This window comes from Neisseria perflava, from assembly GCF_024170405.1.
Classification (GTDB): Bacteria; Pseudomonadota; Gammaproteobacteria; order Burkholderiales; family Neisseriaceae; genus Neisseria; species Neisseria perflava_B.
Window position 1 is genome coordinate 76,015 of sequence record NZ_JALJYC010000005.1, and the last position, 20,059, is coordinate 96,073.

The 20,059-nt window shown below is 54.4% G+C and carries 18 protein-coding genes and 2 pseudogenes; 3 read left to right on the plus strand and 17 right to left on the minus strand.

All coding sequences use genetic code 11. From position 1 onward, the window contains the following. Positions 1-11: 11 nt before the first annotated feature. Positions 12-1,784 carry an assimilatory sulfite reductase (NADPH) hemoprotein subunit gene (gene cysI, locus J2T37_RS03095; protein ID WP_253353731.1) on the plus strand — a complete coding sequence of 591 codons (1,773 nt, stop codon included), beginning with the start codon at positions 12-14 and terminating at the stop codon, positions 1,782-1,784. 539 nt (positions 1,785-2,323) lie between these two features. Here cysI and J2T37_RS03100 read toward each other — a convergent pair. The 5 genes from J2T37_RS03100 to J2T37_RS03120 form a co-directional block, all read right to left on the minus strand. Then, entirely contained in the window at positions 2,324-3,100 is a 777-nt protein-coding gene (locus J2T37_RS03100) for a ferredoxin--NADP reductase (protein ID WP_253353732.1), read from the minus strand. Positions 3,101-3,195: 95 nt separating this feature from the next. After that, a complete protein-coding gene (gene thrC / locus J2T37_RS03105; RefSeq protein ID WP_253353733.1) occupies positions 3,196-4,611 on the minus strand; it encodes a threonine synthase in 1,416 nt (471 codons plus the stop codon). A gap of 113 nt (positions 4,612-4,724) precedes the next feature. Further along, a complete protein-coding gene (locus J2T37_RS03110; protein WP_253353734.1) occupies positions 4,725-5,507 on the minus strand; it encodes a PhzF family phenazine biosynthesis protein in 783 nt (260 codons plus the stop codon). Between the two features lie 9 nt (positions 5,508-5,516). Further along, the gene (locus tag J2T37_RS03115) at positions 5,517-5,687 is read right to left on the minus strand and encodes a hypothetical protein (RefSeq protein WP_253353735.1); all 171 of its coding nucleotides are present in this window, start codon (positions 5,685-5,687) and stop codon (positions 5,517-5,519) included. 18 nt (positions 5,688-5,705) lie between these two features. Then, entirely contained in the window at positions 5,706-6,068 is a 363-nt protein-coding gene (locus J2T37_RS03120; RefSeq protein ID WP_253353736.1) for a hypothetical protein, read from the minus strand. A 135-nt stretch (positions 6,069-6,203) separates the two neighbouring features. Between J2T37_RS03120 and J2T37_RS03125 the strand changes: the two genes are divergently transcribed. Together J2T37_RS03125 and J2T37_RS03130 are read left to right on the plus strand one after the other, a co-directional pair. Continuing rightward, entirely contained in the window at positions 6,204-7,505 is a 1,302-nt protein-coding gene (locus J2T37_RS03125; protein ID WP_253353737.1) for a replication-associated recombination protein A, read from the plus strand. Between the two features lie 202 nt (positions 7,506-7,707). Next, positions 7,708-9,051 carry a hemolysin family protein gene (locus J2T37_RS03130; protein WP_253353738.1) on the plus strand — a complete coding sequence of 448 codons (1,344 nt, stop codon included), beginning with the start codon at positions 7,708-7,710 and terminating at the stop codon, positions 9,049-9,051. Between the two features lie 84 nt (positions 9,052-9,135). On the opposite strand, the gene cls is transcribed toward J2T37_RS03130, so the two are convergent. From cls to dnaQ, 12 genes and pseudogenes are all read right to left on the minus strand, one after another. Then, the gene (cls, locus tag J2T37_RS03135) at positions 9,136-10,629 is read right to left on the minus strand and encodes a cardiolipin synthase (RefSeq protein ID WP_253353739.1); all 1,494 of its coding nucleotides are present in this window, start codon (positions 10,627-10,629) and stop codon (positions 9,136-9,138) included. 154 nt (positions 10,630-10,783) lie between these two features. Continuing rightward, entirely contained in the window at positions 10,784-11,848 is a 1,065-nt protein-coding gene (hemE, locus tag J2T37_RS03140) for a uroporphyrinogen decarboxylase (protein WP_253353740.1), read from the minus strand. 145 nt (positions 11,849-11,993) lie between these two features. Continuing rightward, entirely contained in the window at positions 11,994-13,214 is a 1,221-nt protein-coding gene (locus J2T37_RS03145; protein WP_253353741.1) for a heme biosynthesis HemY N-terminal domain-containing protein, read from the minus strand. Next, positions 13,211-14,461, minus strand: a complete 1,251-nt coding sequence (locus J2T37_RS03150; protein ID WP_253353763.1) for a uroporphyrinogen-III C-methyltransferase — start codon at positions 14,459-14,461, stop codon at positions 13,211-13,213. The genes J2T37_RS03145 and J2T37_RS03150 overlap by 4 nt, the downstream gene beginning before the upstream one ends. Positions 14,462-14,779: 318 nt before the next feature. Next, positions 14,780-15,397: pseudogene (locus J2T37_RS03155) on the minus strand (uroporphyrinogen-III synthase); the annotation flags it as partial. Between the two features lie 54 nt (positions 15,398-15,451). After that, positions 15,452-15,931 (minus strand): annotated as a pseudogene (locus tag J2T37_RS03160) (DUF6636 domain-containing protein). A 43-nt stretch (positions 15,932-15,974) separates the two neighbouring features. After that, positions 15,975-16,691, minus strand: a complete 717-nt coding sequence (locus J2T37_RS03165; RefSeq protein WP_253353743.1) for a thermonuclease family protein — start codon at positions 16,689-16,691, stop codon at positions 15,975-15,977. 97 nt (positions 16,692-16,788) lie between these two features. Then, a complete protein-coding gene (gene rpiA, locus J2T37_RS03170) occupies positions 16,789-17,463 on the minus strand; it encodes a ribose-5-phosphate isomerase RpiA (RefSeq protein ID WP_253353744.1) in 675 nt (224 codons plus the stop codon). A gap of 97 nt (positions 17,464-17,560) precedes the next feature. Beyond that, the gene (gene ispF, locus J2T37_RS03175) at positions 17,561-18,040 is read right to left on the minus strand and encodes a 2-C-methyl-D-erythritol 2,4-cyclodiphosphate synthase (RefSeq protein ID WP_253353745.1); all 480 of its coding nucleotides are present in this window, start codon (positions 18,038-18,040) and stop codon (positions 17,561-17,563) included. Between the two features lie 149 nt (positions 18,041-18,189). Continuing rightward, entirely contained in the window at positions 18,190-18,885 is a 696-nt protein-coding gene (ispD, locus tag J2T37_RS03180) for a 2-C-methyl-D-erythritol 4-phosphate cytidylyltransferase (RefSeq protein WP_253353746.1), read from the minus strand. Then, on the minus strand, positions 18,882-19,343 hold the full coding sequence (locus J2T37_RS03185; protein WP_253353747.1) for a hypothetical protein: 462 nt from the start codon (positions 19,341-19,343) through the stop codon (positions 18,882-18,884). The genes ispD and J2T37_RS03185 overlap by 4 nt, the downstream gene beginning before the upstream one ends. Beyond that, complete coding sequence (dnaQ, locus tag J2T37_RS03190; protein WP_253353748.1) at positions 19,310-20,038, minus strand: DNA polymerase III subunit epsilon; 729 nt, start codon at positions 20,036-20,038, stop codon at positions 19,310-19,312. The genes J2T37_RS03185 and dnaQ overlap by 34 nt, the downstream gene beginning before the upstream one ends. Between the last annotated feature and the right edge of the window lie 21 nt (positions 20,039-20,059).

Genomic DNA, 20,059 nt, shown 5'->3' on the forward strand with positions numbered 1-20,059 from the left:
GGAGCACTCCGATGACCACCACCGACCCGCGCGCCAAACTGCCCGACGCGCCGCTTGCCGACAACGAACGCTTGAAAGGCGACAGCCACCACCTGCGCGGCACCATCGCCGAAGACCTCAAAGACGGTCTGACCGGCGGTTTCAACGGCGACAACTTCCAGCTTATCCGCTTCCACGGCATGTACGAGCAGGACAACCGCGACATCCGCGCCGAGCGCAACGATCAGAAACTCGACAACCTGAAAAACGTCATGCTGCGCTGCCGCTTGCCCGGCGGCATCATCTCGCCGCAGCAATGGCTGGGTATCGACAAATTTGCCGGTGAAAAAACCATCTACGGCTCTATCCGTCTGACCAACCGCCAAACCTTCCAGTTCCACGGCGTATTGAAAGACGATGTCAAACCCATGCACCAATGGCTCAATGAATTGGGTTTGGATTCCATCGCCACCGCCGGCGACGTCAACCGCAACGTCTTGTGCACCAGCAATCCGGTAGAAAGCAGCCTGCACAAAGAAGCCTACGAATGGGCGAAAAAAATCAGCGAACACCTGCTGCCCAAAACCCGCGCCTACGCCGAAATCTGGCTGGACGGCCAAAAATTGCACTCCACCGAAGACATCGTCAATGCGCCGCTGGCCGATTCCGTGAAAAGCGGAGACGCCACCGAGCCGGTATTGGGTAAAAACTACCTGCCGCGCAAATTCAAAACCACTGTTGTCATTCCGCCGCATAATGACGTTGATTTGCACGCCAACGACTTGAACTTCATCGCCATCGAAGAAGATGGCAAACTGGCCGGATTCAACGTCTTGGTCGGCGGCGGTCTGTCGATGGAACACGGCAATACCAAAACCTATCCCAACACCGCACGCGAATTCGGCTTTATCGGCTTAGATAAAGTATTGGACTGCGCCGCTTCCGTGGTTTCTGTACAACGCGACTGGGGCAACCGCAGCGACCGCAAAAACGCTAAAACCCGCTATACGCTGGAGCGTGTCGGTACAGATGTGTTTATCGCCGAAGTGGAAAACCGCATGGGCGCAAAATTCGAGCCGATCCGCCCGTATGAATTTACCACCCGTGGCGACCGTATCGGCTGGGTGCAAGGCGAAGAAGGCAACTGGCATTTGACCCTGTTTATCGAAAACGGCCGCCTGCTCGACTACCCCGGTCGTCCGCTGAAAACCGGCATGCGCGAAATCGCCAAAGTGCACCAAGGCGACTTCCGCCTGACCGCCAACCAAAACCTGATTGTCGCCAACGTACCGCCCGAACAAAAAGACGAAATCGAGCGCATTGCCCGTGAGCACGGCTTAATCAGCGACAACATCACCCGCCAGCGCGAAAACAGCATGGCCTGCGTTTCCCTGCCGACCTGTCCGCTGGCAATGGCCGAGGCCGAACGCTTCCTGCCGCAATTCTCCGACAAAGTGGACGAAATCATGGCGAAAAACGGCCTGAACGATGAATATATCGTCTTGCGCGTGACCGGCTGCCCCAACGGTTGCGGCCGCTCCATGCTCTCCGAAATCGGTCTGGTGGGCAAAGCCGTCGGCCGCTACAACCTCTACACCGGCAGCAACCGCCAAGGCACACGCATTCCGCGCCTGTTTAAAGAAAACATCACCGAACCGGAAATTCTGGAGATTCTGGAAAGCTGGATTGCAAACTGGGCGCAAAACCGCCAAAACAACGAAGGCTTCGGCGACTTCGCCGTGCGCACCGGCATCGTCAAACCGGTATTGGACGCGCCGCGTGATTTCTGGGTAGCGCAAGCGTAAGCAGATAACAAGTAAACAAAGCCGTAAATAGAGCCAAGGCCGTCTGAAAAATCATTTCAGACGGCCTTATCTTTGATTCCTTGATATAGCGCTTTTCCTTAACATGAGTTTGGGATAAGCGTTTTGAATATTTTATTATTTCCAGAACCATACAAAATCCCGGCAGACAGAAAATCGCCAGATTTTCGTCATTCCCGCACAGGCGGGAATCCAGACGTTTGAGCTTCTGATACTTTAAAAACATTACAGAAATACTGGGCTTCTGGATTCCCGCCTGCGCGGGAATGACGAATCCTTGCGGATTCTGTCTGCCGGAAGAAACACGTTTCGGAAATTTAAAAAGATATTCTATCTGCTTATCCCGAACTCACGTTCCTTATTACCTGAGACCTTTGCCAAATTCTAAAAATACCGTTTGAAATCCCACCATCGTCATATTTGCGCTTTCCTAGTTTATCGCGGGGTGCATACAAAACAAGGCCGTCTGAAATGATTTTTCAGACGGCCTTGTTTTTAAATTACCCGAATCAAACGATAGATTATTGATCCACGAACGCGCGTTCAATCAGATAATCGCCGCGTTGACCCATTTTCGGCGAAGCGGTCAGGCCGAAGCTGTCGAGGATGGCGGCGGTGTCTTTGTTCATGGCGGTGCTGCCGCACAGCATGGCGCGGTCGTCTTGCGCATTCATCGGCGGCAAGCCGATGTCTTCAAACAGTTTACCGCTCTTTATCAGGTCGGTCAGACGGCCGTGGTGTTCGAATTCTTCGCGTGAAACCACCGGATAATAAATCAGTTTTTCGCGAATCATTTCGCCCAGATATTCATGGTTAGGCAGCTCTTTGGTAAAGCGGTCGTAGTAGGCCAAATCCTGTTTGTAGCGCACGCCGTGTACCAAAATCACTTTTTCAAACTGCTCGTACACTTCCGGATCTTTGGTCACACTCAAGAAAGGTGCTAGGCCGGTGCCGGTAGAGAGTAGATACAGGTGTTTGCCGGGATTTAAATCGCCGAGAATCAGAGTGCCGGTCGGCTTTTTGCTAATGAGGATTTCATCGCCGACTTTCAGGTGTTGCAGGCGGCTGGTCAGAGGGCCGTCTTGCACTTTAATGCTGAAAAATTCCAGATGTTCTTCCCAGTTGGCCGATGCCACGCTGTATGCACGCATCAGCGGCTTGCCGTCCACCATCAGGCCAATCATCACGAATTGGCCGTTTTCAAAGCGCAGAGACTCGTCGCGGGTACAGGTGAAAGAAAAATAAGCATCGGTCCAATGGTGTACGGACAATACTTTCTGGGTGTTGAATGCTGCCATATTGCTTCCTATGGGATAAGGCCGTCTGAAAACCGACGGCGGTGTTTTAAAAATCGGAGCGGGTAGCGCCGCTTTGCCGCCCTATCCGCTGCTCATTATTTGCCTAAAGCTTCGCTGATGATTTCTTTTACCACTTCGGCATCGTTCGGCACAACCTGCACGCGTTGCGGCAAATCTTCCAAACCGGCCAGCGCCGCCGGACGCGGAATGGCAACATTGCTGCCGACTGCCTCATGGATGGTGGTGTCGAATTTAGCCGCCAAAGCGGTTTCCAAGCAAACGATGGTTTCGCCCGGCTCGCGCACTTCGCGGGCGACTTTGACACCATCGGCGGTATGCGGATCAATCAATTCGCCGTCTTGCTGATAAACCTGCTTGATGGTGGCCAAACGGTCTTGATGGATGGATTTGCCGGAGACAAAACCGTATTGCTGATGGATTTTGTCCAGCACAAAGCTCAGGTCAAAGCCTTTGCCTGCGCCGACTTCCGCCCACAATGCCTTGATTTCGTCGCTGTCGCGGTTCATCAAATCAAAGATAAAGCGCTCGAAATTGGAGGCTTTGGAAATGTCCATCGATGGGCTGGAAGTAACCATCGTATGATCCGCCGTACGCGGGCGGTACTCGCCGGTTTTAAAGAACTCGTCCAACACATCGTTTTCATTGGTGGCGACAATCAGGCGGCCAATCGGCAGACCCATTTGGCGGGCGATGTGGCCGGCGCAGACATTGCCGAAATTGCCGCTCGGTACGCAGAAGCTGACTTTCTCATCGTTGCTTGAAGTGGCTTTGAAATAGCCGGCGAAATAATACACCACTTGCGCCACGATACGCCCCCAGTTGATGGAGTTGACCGTACCGATGTGGTATTTGGCTTTAAACTCGGCATCGTTTTGCACGGCTTTGACGATGTCTTGGCAGTCGTCAAACATGCCGTCAACGGCGATGTTGTAAATATTTTTGTCTTGCAGGCTGAACATTTGCGCACGTTGGAACGGGCTCATTTTGCCTTCCGGCGACAGCATGAAGACATTAATGCCTTTTTTGCCGCGCAGGGCGTATTCGGCGGCCGAACCGGTGTCGCCGCTGGTCGCGCCCAAAATATTCAGCTTCTTGCCCTCTTTGGCCAACACATATTCAAAGGCGTTGCCCAAAAACTGCATGGCCATGTCTTTAAACGCCAGCGTCGAGCCGTTGGACAGGGCTTGGATTTTCAGGCCGTCGGAAAGCGTGCGCACAGGCGTGATTTCTGCCGTACCGAATGCTTTTTCGGTATAGGTGCGGTTTAAAATATCGCGCAAATCTTCCGCCGGAATATCGCTCACAAACAGGCTCATAATCTCGAAAGCCAGCTCGGGATAGCTCAGGCCGCGCCATTGTTGCAGCATTTGGGCGCTGACCTGCGGATAGCTTTCCGGCAGCATCAGACCGCCGTCGGGCGCAAGCCCCATCAACAATACTTCGCTAAACTGTTTGTGCGCGGTCGAACCACGGGTACTGATGTATTTCATGATTTGCTCTCAACAGGAGTAATGTAAAAGAAAATAGGTTTTTATCACAATCTATTATTTTCAGACGGCCTTGCGGGCAGTTTGGCCGTCTGAAACCGGCGACGTAAGCGAAATTACGGCTCGATTCTCAACAGCGATTCGGAAAAAGTTACCGCCTCGCCGCCCAACACCACGCAGCCGTTTTGCAGGCGGCAATACAGCATACCACCGCGCGCCGAAGCCTGATATGCCAAGATTTCGTTTTGCGCCAAACGCTGCGCCCAATACGGCACGATATGGCAATGCCCCGAACCGCACACCGGATCTTCCGCCACGCCCAACTTCGGCCCGAAACTGCGCGAAACGTAGTCCGTATCCCGCCCTTTGGCGGTGGCGTGAAACAGCAGGCCATCCAGCGTTTGCAGTTTTTCCCCGTCGGGGGCAAGGCGGCGCACCGTATCTTCATCGTCAAACACGCACAGCAAATCCCGTCCCAAATACGCTTCAGACGGCACTGCGCCCGCCGCCGCGCAGATTTCGGGTGTAACCGCCACCGGCTCGAGCGCGTAAGCCGGAAAATCCATTTCGTAACGGCTGCCGTTTTTTACCACGGTCAACACACCGCTCAAGGTGTGAAACGACACCTGCGCCAAGCCCTTATCTGTCTCGCTCATGATGACATGCGCCGTTGCCAAAGTCGCATGGCCGCATAAATCAATTTCGCCGCCGGGCGTAAACCAGCGTAGCCGGTAATCTGCACCTTCTTTGACGGCAAACGCCGTTTCCGAAAGATTGTTTTCCACGGCGATATTTTGCATGAGTTTTTCAGACGGCCATCCGTCTAAGATACACACCGCCGCCGGATTGCCGCCAAAGAGCTTATCGCTAAACGCATCCACCACATATTGCCGAATCATACCGCTGCCTTATTGTTGTTGCGGGTTGCTTTTAATCGCGCAATGGTCGCCGTAGCAGGCGTTCCATGTACCGTATTTCTGGCAGGATTTGCTCTCGCACGGGCGGTTGGCCGTTGAATAATGGCTGCATGCTCCCAGCAGCAACAGTGCGCAAATACAGGCGGACAAACGGACTTTCATGACCTTATCCTTTTATTTTCATGATTTTTTGTATAAGCGCTGAAAACAAGCCGTTACCGTTTTTGCCGTTACCGAAGCCACCGCCTGCGTGCGTGTGGAAGGCGCGAGCATTTGCATCATCTCGCCGGAGGTCATCTGATTGGGCGCTTCTTCCGCCGCACAGCCGCAGATTTTGTTTTCCCATTCGGCTTTTTTCTCATCGCCCAAGGCCAGCGACAATACTTTCCACTCTTTGCGTTCGGCCAATTCGCTGCGGCATTGGCTTTCCACCGCTTTTTTTACCAAGCTGCCGCCCAAGCCGGTACCCACCGGCTGCGTGCTGTCTGCGCTGCATGCGCCCAAACACAAAGCGGCACACGCCGCCGCCCAAATCTTGTTCATGTTTATTCCAATCGGATTCGGATGGAAAAATTGCGCACATTATACCGCAAGGCTCTGAATCTTGGGAATGATTCGGCTATAATTAGGGGCTGTTAACCCCCATGCCGTCTGAAACAGCAAAACGAAAGAGCGACCATGTCCGACCTGTTTGCCCGTACCCCCGAAGCCCCGCTTGCCGAACGCTTGCGCCCGCACACGCTCGACGAAGTCATCGGCCAGCAGCACCTGATTGGCGAAGGCAAACCGCTGCGCGTGGCGGTAGAAGGCGGCAAGCCGCATTCCATGCTGCTGTGGGGGCCGCCGGGCGTGGGCAAAACCACGCTGGCGCGGATTTTGGCGCAGAGTTTCAACACGCAGTTTCTGCCCGTTTCCGCCGTGTTTTCCGGCGTGAAAGACATACGCGAGGCCATACTTAAAGCCGAAACCGCTTTGCAGCAAGGCCGCGCCACCATTTTGTTTGTCGATGAGGTGCACCGCTTCAATAAAGCACAGCAGGACGCTTTTTTGCCGCATGTGGAAAGCGGCCTGTTGACCTTTATCGGCGCGACCACCGAAAACCCGTCGTTTGAAGTCAATCCCGCGCTGTTGAGCCGTGCGCAAGTATATGTTTTGCAGCCGCTTGCCCCTGCTGATTTGCAGCAACTTATCGATAAAGTATTGACCCTGCCCGAATATCAAGGCTTTTCCATTACCACCGACGCCGCCGAACTCTTGATTCAGACGGCCGATGGCGATGCCCGCCGCCTGCTGAATTTATTAGAGCAGCTTCTACGCGCCGCCGCCACACGCCGTCTGAATACGTTGGACACGGCCTTTCTCGCCGACAGCCTCGGTGCGCAAATTCGTCGTTTCGATAAAGGCGGCGAAAGTTTCTACAACCAGATTTCCGCGCTGCACAAATCCGTGCGCGGCTCCCATCCCAACGCCGCGCTGTATTGGTTCGGGCGCATGCTCGACGGCGGCGCCGACCCGCGTTACCTCGCCCGCCGCATTGTGCGCATGGCATGGGAAGACATCGGCTTGGCCGACCCGCGCGCGCTGCAAATCGCCAACGAAGCCGCCGCCACTTACGAACGCCTCGGCTCGCCCGAGGGCGAACTGGCGCTGGCGCAAGCCGTGCTGTATCTAGCCGCTGCCGCCAAATCCAATGCCGGTTACAAGGCGTATAACGAAATGCGCCAGTTTGTGAAAAGCCACGCCAGCGACGAAGTACCGGTGCACCTGCGCAATGCGCCGACCAAATTGATGAAGGAATTGGGCTACGGCAAGGAATACCGCTACGCCCACGATGAGCCCAATGCCTACGCCGCCGGCGAAACTTATATGCCCGACGGCGTGGACGAACCGGACTTTTACCGCCCCGTGCCGCGCGGTTTGGAAATCAAAATCGGCGAAAAACTGGCTTGGTTGAAGCAGTTGGATGACGAGGCGGAATAGGTAAAACCTATCAACAAAGGCCGTCTGAAAATAATTTTTCAGACGGCCTTTGTTTATCTATGTTGTCTTACCTGCATATTTTTTATTAATTCCACACAAACAATCATCAGATACATAGTCAAACCCAATCGGTTACATTCCCCCTATCCGGTTAATATTTTAATGGTAGAATGTTCCATCTCTCCCCTATCCCCTTTATTTTATGAATATTCTCGAAGCCTTCCTGCTGCTGGCCGTGCTGATTTTAATCAGCGCCTTTGTCTCCTTTTGCGAAATCTCGCTGGCCTCGGCGCGTAAAATCCGTTTGCAGGTGATGGGCAAAGACGGCGATGTGCGTGCGCTGGATGTATTGAATGTGCAGCAGCAGCCGGGCAGTTTCATTACCGTGGTGCAGATTTTGGTGAACGCGGTGGCGGTATCGGCAGGTATCATCAGCGAGGCGGCTTTGCGCCCGTATTTCGGCGATTTGTTTGCCGGTATCGGCAGCTGGGGCAGCACGGCGGCGTCGCTGCTGACGTTTGCCCTGACCACCGGCGGTTTCATTCTCTTTGCCGACCTCATGCCGCGCCGCTTTGCCATGACCCATCCGGAAGCGGTGGCGGTGCGCGTGGTGCGGCCGATGATGTTTCTGATTTTTATCTTAAAACCGTTTGTGTGGTTTTTCGACGGCTTGGCCAATCTGATTTTCAAAATGCTGAAAATTTCCACCGTGCGCCAAGAGCAGCTGACTTCGGAAGATATTTACGAAGTGGTGGACGCAGGCGCTCGTGCGGGGGTACTCAACCGCCAAGAGCATTATCTGATTGAAAATATTTTCGATATGCAGGAGCGTACCGTGACCTCAACCATGAGTACGCGCGAATACATCGTGTATTTCGATAAAAACGACAGCAGCGAAACGGTATTGGAAGTGATGGCGGAAAAGCCGCACAATAAATTTTTGGTGTGCGACGGCGATTTGGAACGGGTTATCGGCTATGCCGAATCGCATACGTTGATGGCTTTGTTTCTTAAAGAAAAAGAAGTGCGCCTGACGGATAAGCGGGTATTGCGCAAGGTTTTGTTTGTTCCCAATACCCTGTCGCTTTATGATGTTTTGGAATCGTTTAAAACCTCGGGCGAGGATTTTGCCGTGGTGGTCAACGAATATGCGCTGGTGGTCGGCGTGGTAACGCTCAAAGACGTGATGAGCATTGTGATGGGCGAGCTGGTCAATACCGAAGAAGAGCCGCAAATCATCCGCCGCACGGAAGACACTTGGCTTATCGACGGCGCCACGCCGCTGGAAGATGTCATGCGCGCGCTGGACATCGAGGAATTTCCCAATTCGGAAAACTACGAAACCATCGCCGGCTTTATGATGTATGCCCTGCGCAAAATCCCGAAACGCACGGATTTTCTGGTGTACGGCGGTTACAAATTTGAAATCATTGACACGGAAAATCTGAAAATCGATCAGTTGCTGGTATCGAAACAGGAAATACCGGCGGAGGATACCGTTTCCGCCAAACCGTCCAAAACAGCAGAAAACGCCAAAGCGGATTAAGCTCAAAGATAAAAACAGCAAGGCCGTCTGAAAAAATATCGGATTTTTCAGACGGCCTTATCTTAGCCATTTTATTTTCCGCTACTACAACAACGGGCTGACCAAGCGCACGGTATTTTCCACCAAACCCCACCACTTCGAACGTTGCAGCCAGGTATCGGCGGTGATGTAGCTGCTGTCGGCCAAATAACCCTGTTGCAATTCATAAATCTGCTGCGTCATCTCCTTATCGAAAATCGCCAAGCTGATTTCGAGATTCAGGAAAAAGCTGCGCATATCCATATTTACCGTGCCAAAGAGCGCATAGCCGCCGTCCACCGTCAGGGTTTTGGCGTGCAGCAAGCCGCCGTTGAAGGCGGCGATTTTCACGCCCGCCGCCAGCAACATCGGATAATAGGCACGCGATGCATAGCGTACCATCTTAGAATCCACCTTCGCCGGCACAATCAGCATCACTTCCACGCCGCGCTTGGCAGCTACCGTCAGCGCGTTCAATAAAGGCTCGTCCGGTACAAAATACGGCGTGGTAATGGTAATCCGCCGCGTGGCGGCATGAATCACGCTGATGATGTTTTCGTAAATCACATGCCCGCCCTGCTCCGGTGCCGAGGGAATCACCTGCGCCACAATCTCGCCCTGACGCATTTTTTTCGGCAACATTTGCGGAATGCGGTCTCGGTGTTCGGTCAGGTATTGCTGGATGCCGTGCAGGTTTTCATCATCTTCCACCGCCAAATCCGCAAAAAACACCGCCGCCATTTCCAACACCATCGGCCCGGTGCAGCGCATCATCACATCCACCCATTCGCCCACGCCGGAATCTTGTTTGAAAAAGCGCGGGTCAACCAAGTTGAAGCTGCCCGTGTAGCCGATTTTATTGTCCAGCACCAAAATCTTACGGTGGTTGCGCAAATCCGTGCGCGTAAACAACGTACGCAACACACCTACCGGCAAGGCGCATTCCACCTCCACGCCCGCGTCGCGCAAACGCTTGACCCAGTCGCTTTTGAAAAAACCGCTGCTGCCCACGCCGTCGGCCAAAATCGCGCAATCCACGCCGCGATTGGCGGCACGAATCACTGCCTCCAACAAGGTTTCAATCCTCCCTTGCGGGTCGATGATATAAAACGCCAGCATGCAGGATTGCTGCGCCGCGTCAATGTCGGCCAACATGCTCTCGACAATGCTGTCGGTGGTCGAAAGCAAGGTCATGCTGTTGCCCTGCGTTGCCTGCAAACCCGTTGTCCGTGCCGCCGCTTGGCTGATACCGTAATAATGCGGCGGGATTTTATCGGCGGTATCCAAATACATCGGCGTCAGATATTTGTCGGCAAAACTCTCGTAAAAACGGTTCATCTCATCCGCCCGCTTTGCCCGCGCCGCGCCCAATCGCGGTTCGCCAATCAGCAAATAACCGATGGTACCGAATAAAGGAAACAGAAACAGGATAATCAGCCAAGCAAAAGCCGAGCCGGTATTACGCTGCTTATACAGCACCCGAACCATGCAAATCAGCGCAGCGGCGGTGTGGATAAACAGAAATACTTTGCCCCATTCGATATTGGAAAGAAACGTCATGGTAATCCGGGAAAACAGTCATGAAACGCTTATTATATAATTTGCCTGACCTTTTCGGCGAAGAAAATCCCCGTAAAAAGGCCGTCTGAACAAGTATTCCCAAAATCAAATTTTTCCGAAATACCTGTTCAGACGGCCTTTTAAAATCCAACACTTATCCTTGATGATATTGGCGCGACAATTCGTGTACGCTATCCACCAGAATTTTAGCGTGTTCGGGGTCGGCGTGTTGGTTGATGCCGTGTCCCAAGTTGAATACATGGCCGCTGCCGTGGCCGTAATCGGCCAAAATGCGTGCGGCTTCGGCGCGGATGTTGTCGGGCGTGCCGAACAGGGCAAACGGGTCGAAGTTGCCTTGCAGCGCTACTTTGTCTCCCACGCGGCGGCGGGCTTGGCCGATGTTGCACGTCCAATCCAAGCCCAACGCGTCGGCGCCGATGGCGGCCATTTGCTCCAGCCACAAACCGCCGCCTTTGGCGAACACAATCACCGGCACGCGGCGGCCTTCGCTTTCGCGTTTCAAATCGGCAACAATCTGCTGCATATAACGCAAGCTAAACTCTTGGAAAGCCGCGTCGCTCAATACGCCGCCCCAAGTATCGAAAATCTGCACCGCCTGCGCACCTGCGTCGATTTGCGCGTTCAAATAAGCGGTCACGGCGCGGGCGTTGACAGCTAGGATTTTGTGCAGCAAATCGGGGCGCGAATACATCATGGTTTTGATGGTGCGGAACTCCTTGCTGCTGCCGCCTTCCACCATATAGCAGGCCAATGTAAACGGGCTGCCGGAAAAACCAATCAGCGGCACGCGGCCGTTTAAAGCCTTGCGGATAGAGCTTACTGCGTCAAACACATAATCCAGCTTAGCCATATCGGGCACGTCCAGCTTGGCAATATCCGCTTCGTGTTGCAGCGGGCGCTCAAACTTCGGCCCTTCGCCCTCAGCGAAATACAACCCCAAGCCCATCGCGTCGGGTACGGTCAGAATATCGGAAAACAGAATCGCCGCGTCCAAATCGAAGCGTTCCAGCGGCTGGATGGTCACTTCCGTTGCCAGCTCGGTGTTTTTGCACAAATCCAAAAAGCTGCCGGCGCGTGCGCGGGTGGCTTTGTATTCGGGCAGATAGCGCCCCGCCTGCCGCATCATCCAAATGGGCGTGTACTCGACAGGCTGTTTCAACAGGGCGCGTAAAAAGGTATCGTTTTTTAAAGCGGTCATGGTAAGGTTTTCCGGTATGGGAATGTGTGAAAAGGCCGTCTGAAAACAGGTTTCAGGCGGCGAATGGATAATCTGGCTGTTGCAAGGCCTTGCACTCAAATGCCGTCTGAATTTCAGACGGCATTGATGCGCCACGGCGACAGGTTTATTTCTGCACCAAAGCCGTGCTTTCTTCATCCTCTTCCACCGCTTCCAAAGCCAATTTGCGCTGCACTTCGGCTTTTTGCGGCTGCTCGGTTTCATCAAACACACGCGCCAGCGCCAAGTGCGCCGACAGGCTCGGTTTGATGGCGAGGCTGGCTTCCAAATAGCCCTGCGCCTTGCCCCACAGCTTTTTGCTGTAAGCCAATTCGCCCAAATACATCAGCAAGCGGGCATTATCCGGGCGGGCTTTGAGCCAAGAATCGGCGGTGTCGATGGCTTTTTGCTGCTCGCGCTCGCTCAGGTAGCGCACGCTTTCCACAAACGGCTCCAGCAGTTCCACCTGTTGTGTTTGCGGATAATACTGACTCACCCATTTTACCGCTTGACTGTATAAACCCAAACGCTCGTATTTATTGGCAATTTCAACGCACAGCTCGCCCGCTTTCAAGGATTCGGGTATGCGCTTCAAACAGGCTTTTAAACCGGCCGCGTCAGACACCAGCGCCAGCAGGCGGCGGTAAGCCCAAGTCTGATATTGTACGGCTTCAAAATCGTTTACCGCACCGGCTTTCGCCAGCTTGTCGGCTTTATCCAATACTTCCAGCGCATTGCCGTGGTCAAAGGCATAACGCAGTTGCAGGCGAACCAGGCGCGTTAGATTGGGATTGATGTGGGCGGCGGCGGCCAAATTTTGCTCGGCAGTCGGGTAATCGCGGCGGTTGAGCGCGGATTCGGCCAACAGCAAATAGCGCGACAACTGCTGCTTTTGCGGCAGCAACTCGATGTCTTTCAGATAGCGGTCGCGCAGTTCCAAATTATCCATCTGGTCGGCGGCATGAGCACCCAACATCAGCGCCAGCGTGCGGTTGTCGCCCGCTTCTTTGTTGGCCAATACTTTGGCCGCTTCCAATTCCGCTTTTTCGTAACGCCCTTCAAAGAAAGCCAAACCCGCGCTATTTAAGGCTACGGAAGCCTGACGGCCTTTACGCGCCGTACCGAAACGCTGCATACGGCCGGGCACATGCAACACACCCGCCAGCAGACGAATCAGCAGATACAATACCACCACCGCCAACACCAGCCCCAAAATAAAGGCATGCAGGTTGACGCGCAACATGGTCTGGCCGACCACCACATACACGTTGCCGGTATAAATGCCCGAAGCCAGCGCCAAACCCACGGCGGCGGCAAACAAGACCACAATCCAAATCACGCTTTTCATGCCGCCGCCCCTTTCTCTTTGTCTGCCTTAGGCGCTTGCGGTTGAACTTTCGGCTGCGCCGCTTCGTCGGCTTGTTCAGACGGCAATGCCGGTGCTTGCGGCATAACGGCAGCAGCTTCCGAAGCAGCGGCCGGTTCGGAAACAGCGGCAGCAGCCGGAGCGGAGGCTTCGTCCGTTGCTGCGCCGGCACCATCAACCTGCGTGCGCACGCCGTCTTGATAAGTGCGCACCGCCGACAGGCTAGCTTTGAGCGCATCATCCGACACCATGCGCACGTCCAGCGCTTTGAGTTCGGCCAATTCTTTCAGCCAAGACTGGGTAGCGGGCGATTTGTTGTCAAAATACTGGCGCACCGCCGCTTCGACGTTGTTCAAATCGCTTTGATACACTTCGCCGTTGAGCTGTAACAGCGCGGTTCGCGCATCCAACAGGCGCAAGCGCAGGTTTTCGCGCACGAAATACGCCTGCTCCGGCGCCATCAGCATGGCATCGTTGTTATCCAGGTGGCGCACTTCCACCAAGCCCTTCAACGCGCCCAGGGTTTTATCCCACGCATTTTGCCACCACGGTAACGTCGCGTCGCTTTCCACTTTTTGCGCCGCACCCGGTTTCAACATACCGTCCGTCACCAAAGGCAGACCGGCCACGGCGGTTTCCAAGCGGTCAATCCGCAGCGCAGTGCCGGAAACATCCACATACGGGCGGTTTTTCAGCGCCGCCAAATCGCTGCTGACCGCCTGTTTGATGGGCAGCAAATCGGGTTGGTCGAAACGGCTCAGGCGGTTGTTGATGTGTTCCAACACAGCCGCCGCGCCCTGCACGTTGCCGGTCAGCAAGAGCTGTTGCGCGGCGATGTTCAACATGGTTTCGGCTTCGTCCACCAGCCAGTTGACACGGCCTTTGAGCAGCTCCTGATAGGCTTTTTGGTTGACGGCAATCTGCTCGCTGTTGCTGCGCTGACCGTTGTTCAGGCGCTCCAATTCGGCCTGAATGGTGGTTTGGCGGTTGATGTTGTCTTTAAGCAAAGAAGCGTTTTCCGACTCGCCCAGAGCGGCTTTGTCGATTTTTTGCGAAAACGCCAATTCCTGATTTTTCAACACGTTCTGCCCCTGCACAAACAGGAAGCCGCTCGCGCCCAAGCCCAGCAGCGCCAATACCAGCGCACCGGCGGCCAAGCCTTTGCCGGAAGATTGTTTGATGACCACCGGCGCGGCGGCGGGTTGCGGATTTTGTTTCGGTTCTGACATGGTATTTCCTGTGGCAGGTGCGGCGGATTCGGCCGCACAGCGGGTTTCCGGTTGGACATTGCCCTGCGGCGCGGCCTGCGCACCATTTTGGGCAGCCTGACTTTCAGACGGCACGGCTTGACCGTCTGCATTGACGGTAATTACGCGCGCGCTTTCGGCGGGAACTTGGCCATCTGAAGATTCGGGAAGGTTGGGTTGTTCAGCTTGGTTCATCATTGCTCCGTGGTCGGAATCAGCTGCAAGCGCGGCAGCCAGTGAGCTCGCCACGCGGATATTTTCCGCACCGGCCTGCCGCAAAGCAGCCGCCACGCGCGGATGATGGGTGAAGTATAGCAAGGTTTTGAAGAATCGGGCGGATTCGGGCGGAATTTGCGCAAACAGATTACCCACCAATTCGGACGACGTGATATAGGCAGCCTCAATATTATCAGGATTAAAATTCTGCCAATTCAGCGCTTTAGGCCGTCTGAAATACACGTCAGCCACATCAACCGCAAAGCCGAGTTCCCGCAGAGCCTGTGCCAAAAAATCACGCCCACCATGCCCGCGCACAATCAAAACCGCCGCACCTGGCGGCAGATTATCCCACAAGGGCAGGCGCAGCACCGCCTCGCTGTCATTACCGTCTTGCGGCGCGAAAATTTCATGCGCACCATACCGCGCCAAAGCCTTGCGGCTGCCCTGCCCGACGGTAATCTGCACCTTAAGGCCGTCTGAAAAATCCAGCAGCGGCGCAGCGGTTTCTACCGCCGTCGGGCTGACCCAAAACACCGCTGCGGCACAGGCGAACTGCTGCGGCAGCTGCTGCAAAGCGGCCTCGTCCGGCTCAACCGCCATCGGACTGAACGGCACGCCCTGCCAGCCGTATTGTGCGCACACCGCCATATCATCGGCGGTGCGGGCTTCGGGGCGGATAATCAGAAGTTTTTTCGGCATTTTTTCAGACGGCCTAATACGGATAATATGCTTTAATTACAAATAATTATGAATTTAAAATAAAACCTGCTTTTTTCGGTTAATCAAAAATCCGTGGCCGTCGGTATTGGTACAGCGCATGCCCGTTTCCAAGCTGGTACATTGCCAGCCTTTGCCCTGTACTCGTTTACCGTAAGGCAAAGCTCAGGCAAAGCCATCCCAAAAAACATCGCCATGGCAGTCTCCTTCATGCTTGGCACGACCCTTTGCGGGCAGCACCTGACTGACCGTCCAATCCAAATTGCAGTCTTTTTCCCGTTTCAATGCCGGACGTTTGTTTGCCAGCACAAAACACTCTACCCCGCTCCACGGTTTTGCGCCGTATTCGCGGTACGCTTTTGCCCGCTCGGGTGTAATGTCGCCTTGGCAGATAATGTTGCCGCTGGGCGACGTAAAACTGCGGCTGTACCTCACATCATCAGACGCTTGATAAGCGGCCGCAAATGCAGCTTGCGCCAAACCCAGAAAAATAAACGGTAATATTTTTCTCTGCATGATTTTTCTCGCTATCTCACTTTTTTGCTTTTTTCAGACGGCCTCACCAAATCCCAAACCATTTTTTCTCTTGAGACTGCGCACCGCTGCCCTGATTGCGCTGTTCGCGGCGGTAGTCCCACGGCGCTTGCGGGTTGCGGTTGCGCCACAGGCCTTTGCGCTGCTGTTTGGCCTTTTCCTGTGCGGCGGCATAGGCGTTGTAATCAGCTTTGTCCTGCTGTTTTTTGGCGTAAGCGGCATAATGCCACGCCACGCCTTGCCGGATTTGTTGCAGGTTCAAATCGGTATCGCCCTGCCATACCTGCGCCACTTCGCGCTGGTAACGGTCGAGTTCGTACACGCGCACGGTGACTTTTTCGCCGTCAGCCGCCGCTTGCAGCGCATCGCGCGAACGCGTGCCGTAGGCTTGGTGCAATTCAGGTGCGTCGATGTTGGCCATGCGGATTTTGTGTTTGCGCCCGTTGCCGTCGGTAACGTGGATGGTATCGCCGTCTGAAACTTTGGTAACGCGGCCGGTGTAGTTTTTCCGATTTTTGCTGCTGTTGCCGCTTGCATTACCGCTGGCGCTTGTATCTTCGCTGTCCACCGCTGCGGCCAAGACTTCGGGCAGCATTTTTTTCAATTCCGGCAACGCGCTGCCGCCGGCCTTCTCCAGCGCTTGCGTGCCGAGTTTGAGCCATTCGGTTTTATCGCCTGCGCTGTAACCGAACGCTCCGGCCAAAGCCGCGACAACGGCCAGCCATTTGTACAATTTGCCCATTCCTGCCTGTTTTCCTGCTGCTTATCGTCAAAAAAGCCGTCTGAACGGGTTTTCCGTAAGGGAAACCGCTTCAGACGGCCTACTGGGGTCTGCTAAATCAATCCTGACCCGGTTTGATTACTTTCACGCCTTCTTGCGTGCCCAATACCAAAACATCGGCGGCGTTGTGGCCGAAAATGCCGTTTTCCACCACGCCGGGGATATTGTTAATCTGGTCTTCCAGGGTAACGGGGCGGTCGATGTTGATATCGTGCACATCCAAAATCGCGTTGCCGTTGAAGGTGGTAAAACCGATACGCAATTCGGGTTGGCCGCCGAAAGCCAGCAATTTACGCGCTACCAGCGAACGGGCATGGGGAATGATTTCCACCGGCAGCGGAAATTTGCCCAAGCGCGATACGTATTTAGTTTCGTCGGCAATGCAGACAAATTTTTCCGAGGCGCTGGCAACGATTTTTTCGTTGAGCAAAGCGCCGCCGCCGCCTTTAATCATTTGCAGCATGTGGTTGACTTCGTCTGCGCCGTCGATATACACCGCCAGTTTGCCGGACAAATCGCCCAAGGTAATTTCGGGAATACCCAACTTCGCCATTAATGCGCTGGATTCTTTGGAAGTGGATACCGCGCCTTTGATGGTTTTGCCGCTTTTGGCCAGCGCTTCGATAAAGAAATTCACGGTCGAGCCGGTACCGATACCGATGTATTCGTTTTCCGGCACAAATTCTACGGCTTTTTCCGCCGCCATGCGTTTCATTTCATCTTGTGTTGCCATGATATTGCCCTTCGTTAAAGATAAAATTAAGAATGCTCATATATTAACATTTCCGCACCGCGCCGTCATTGCGCAAGCGGCAGATACGCAGAAAAACTTACAGACGGCCAAGTAAAACCACCACCCGCGCTTCAATCGCTTCACTGCGGCCGAGGTAGCCGAGTTTTTCGTTGGTTTTTCCTTTGATGTTAATGTAATCGGGCAACAGGCGCAAATCGGCGGCGATATTGGCGCGCATTTGCGGGATATGTTCGGCCAGTTTCGGCTGCTGGGCGATGATGGTACTGTCGATGTTGATGACGCGCCAGCCTTTGGTCTGCACTTTCAAATATACTTCACGCAGCAGCTCGCGGCTGTCGGAATCTTTATAGGCTTCGTCGGTATCGGGAAACAGCGTGCCGATATCGCCCAATCCGGCCGCACCCAGCACGGCATCAATAATGGCATGCAGCAGCACGTCGGCATCGGAATGCCCCTGCAAACCTTTTTCAAACGGGATGTTGACCCCGCCGAGAATCAAATCGCGGCCTTCGACCAGTTGGTGAACGTCATAACCTTGTCCGACACGGATATTCATTTTGCGCTTCCTTTATTGCTGTCCTGCTTGGTTTTTCGGAGACCGCCCGAATGAACCGGACGGCGGTATGGGGCAGCGGCACTAGGCGGCAGCGCCGTCAGGCCGGTTTGTTTACCTCTCTTTGCATTCTATCACTTGCACTCATAAAATCATACGCAAACTTGACTCTTTGCTCCCAGCAGCAGCCTGACGATAAATTCATCCTGCGGCAGGGTCAGCTTCAAATTGCGCGTATCGCCCAATACCAAGAGCGGCCGGATACCGAGCCTTTCCACCGCAGAGGCTTCGTCTGTGACTGCACTCAAATCTTCTACCGCCAAGGCACGTTGCAGCAAGGCCGTCTGAAAAAGCTGCGGCGTTTGCGCCTGCCATAATCCGGCGCGGTCAACTGTGGCAGCGATTTGCCCGTCGCTGTCGGCGCGTTTGAGCGTATCCGCCACCGGCACCGCCAAAATCCCGCCCTGCGCTTTGCCGCCCGCCTCGGCAATCAGGCGCGTCAAGGCTTCAGACGGCAAACAGCAGCGGGCGGCATCGTGCACCAGAATATTGTCGTCCGCTGCGGCAATGCCTTGTTGCAACAAAGCATTAACGCCGTTGCGCACGGTTTGCGCGCGCGTGTCGCCGCCGACTTTAAACACGCCCGCATTAGGCAAGGCCGTCTGAAAAATACCGTCTTCGGGCGACACAATCACGGCGGTAAAATCAATCTGCGGATGACGGGTAAAAATCTCCAGCGTATGCTGCAACACGGTTTTGCCGTTGATTTCAACATACTGTTTGGGCTTGCCCGCGCCGAAACGTACGCCGACACCGGCCGCCGGAATCAAAGCGATGTTGCGCGTCATGCCGCCTCCGCCAGCCATTGCACGGCTGTGAATCCCATATGGTGCAAAAATTCGCGCACCAGCAAAAATTGCGCATACGCTGCGGCTTGCTCCGGAATCTCTGCGCTGAAACCATAGGCGCTGACGCGGTAAAACAGCTGCTCGACAGCCTCAACCGTCATGCTTTGTCCGCCGAATTGCAGTAAAGCCGAAGCCGCCACCGACAGGCATTTTTCAGACGGCATATGCGCATTGACCGTATCACGCCACGGCGCAATCGCGTCTTCCACCGTCATAATCGCCTCTTCCCATGCGCCGTTGTCCGGCGGAATGCGGCTGAAATAGCGGCACATGAGTGCGGCCATATCCAAATCCAAAGCCTGCGTTTGGCCGTCTGAAAATGTGACCGCCGCATGTGTTTCGTCAATCATCAAAGCCACCATCGTCATGCCTCCTCTGTTGTCGCGCTTTTGCGCCATACGCAGTCTGCACCCAAATCATCCAAATAATGCTCATGCGCCGCCAATTCTTCCGTGTCTGCCTTAATGATCTTCAAACGCGCCGTGCGCGGCGCATGTATCTGCACCGTTTCCACTGCCTTAACCGCCTGCGTTTCCTCTTCTTCGCCGCTGCCCATCAGGTCAAACTGCTGGCGCGTCATCGCCAAATACACTTCGCCCAACAGTTCGCAGTCAATCAAAGCGCCGTGAAACACACGCTTGCTGCGGTCAACGGAGAAACGGTTACACAACGCGTCGAGGCTGTTTTTCTGACCCGGGAACAGTTCTTTGGCAATCGCCAGCGTATCGGTAATTTCACAGCCGAGTTCTTCCAAAGTCGGCAAGCCCATGCGCTGAAATTCCATATTGATAAAGCGCACGTCAAACGGCGCGTTGTGCGCAATAATCTCCGCACCGCGCATGAAATCGGCAATCTGTTTGCCTACTTCAGCAAAGGGTTTGGCGCTTTTTTCTTCCAATACGTCTATCGTCAGCCCGTGGATTTTCGCCGCGTCTTCCGGCATATCGCGTTCGGGATGGATGTAGATGTGCAGATTATTGCCGGTCAGCTGGCGGTTGGTCATTTCCAAACCGGCAAATTCAACCATGCGGTCGCCTTTGTCTTGGTAAAAACCGGTGGTTTCGGTATCAAGCAGGATTTGTCGTTTAGCCATTGGGTTGTCCTTAAAATATTG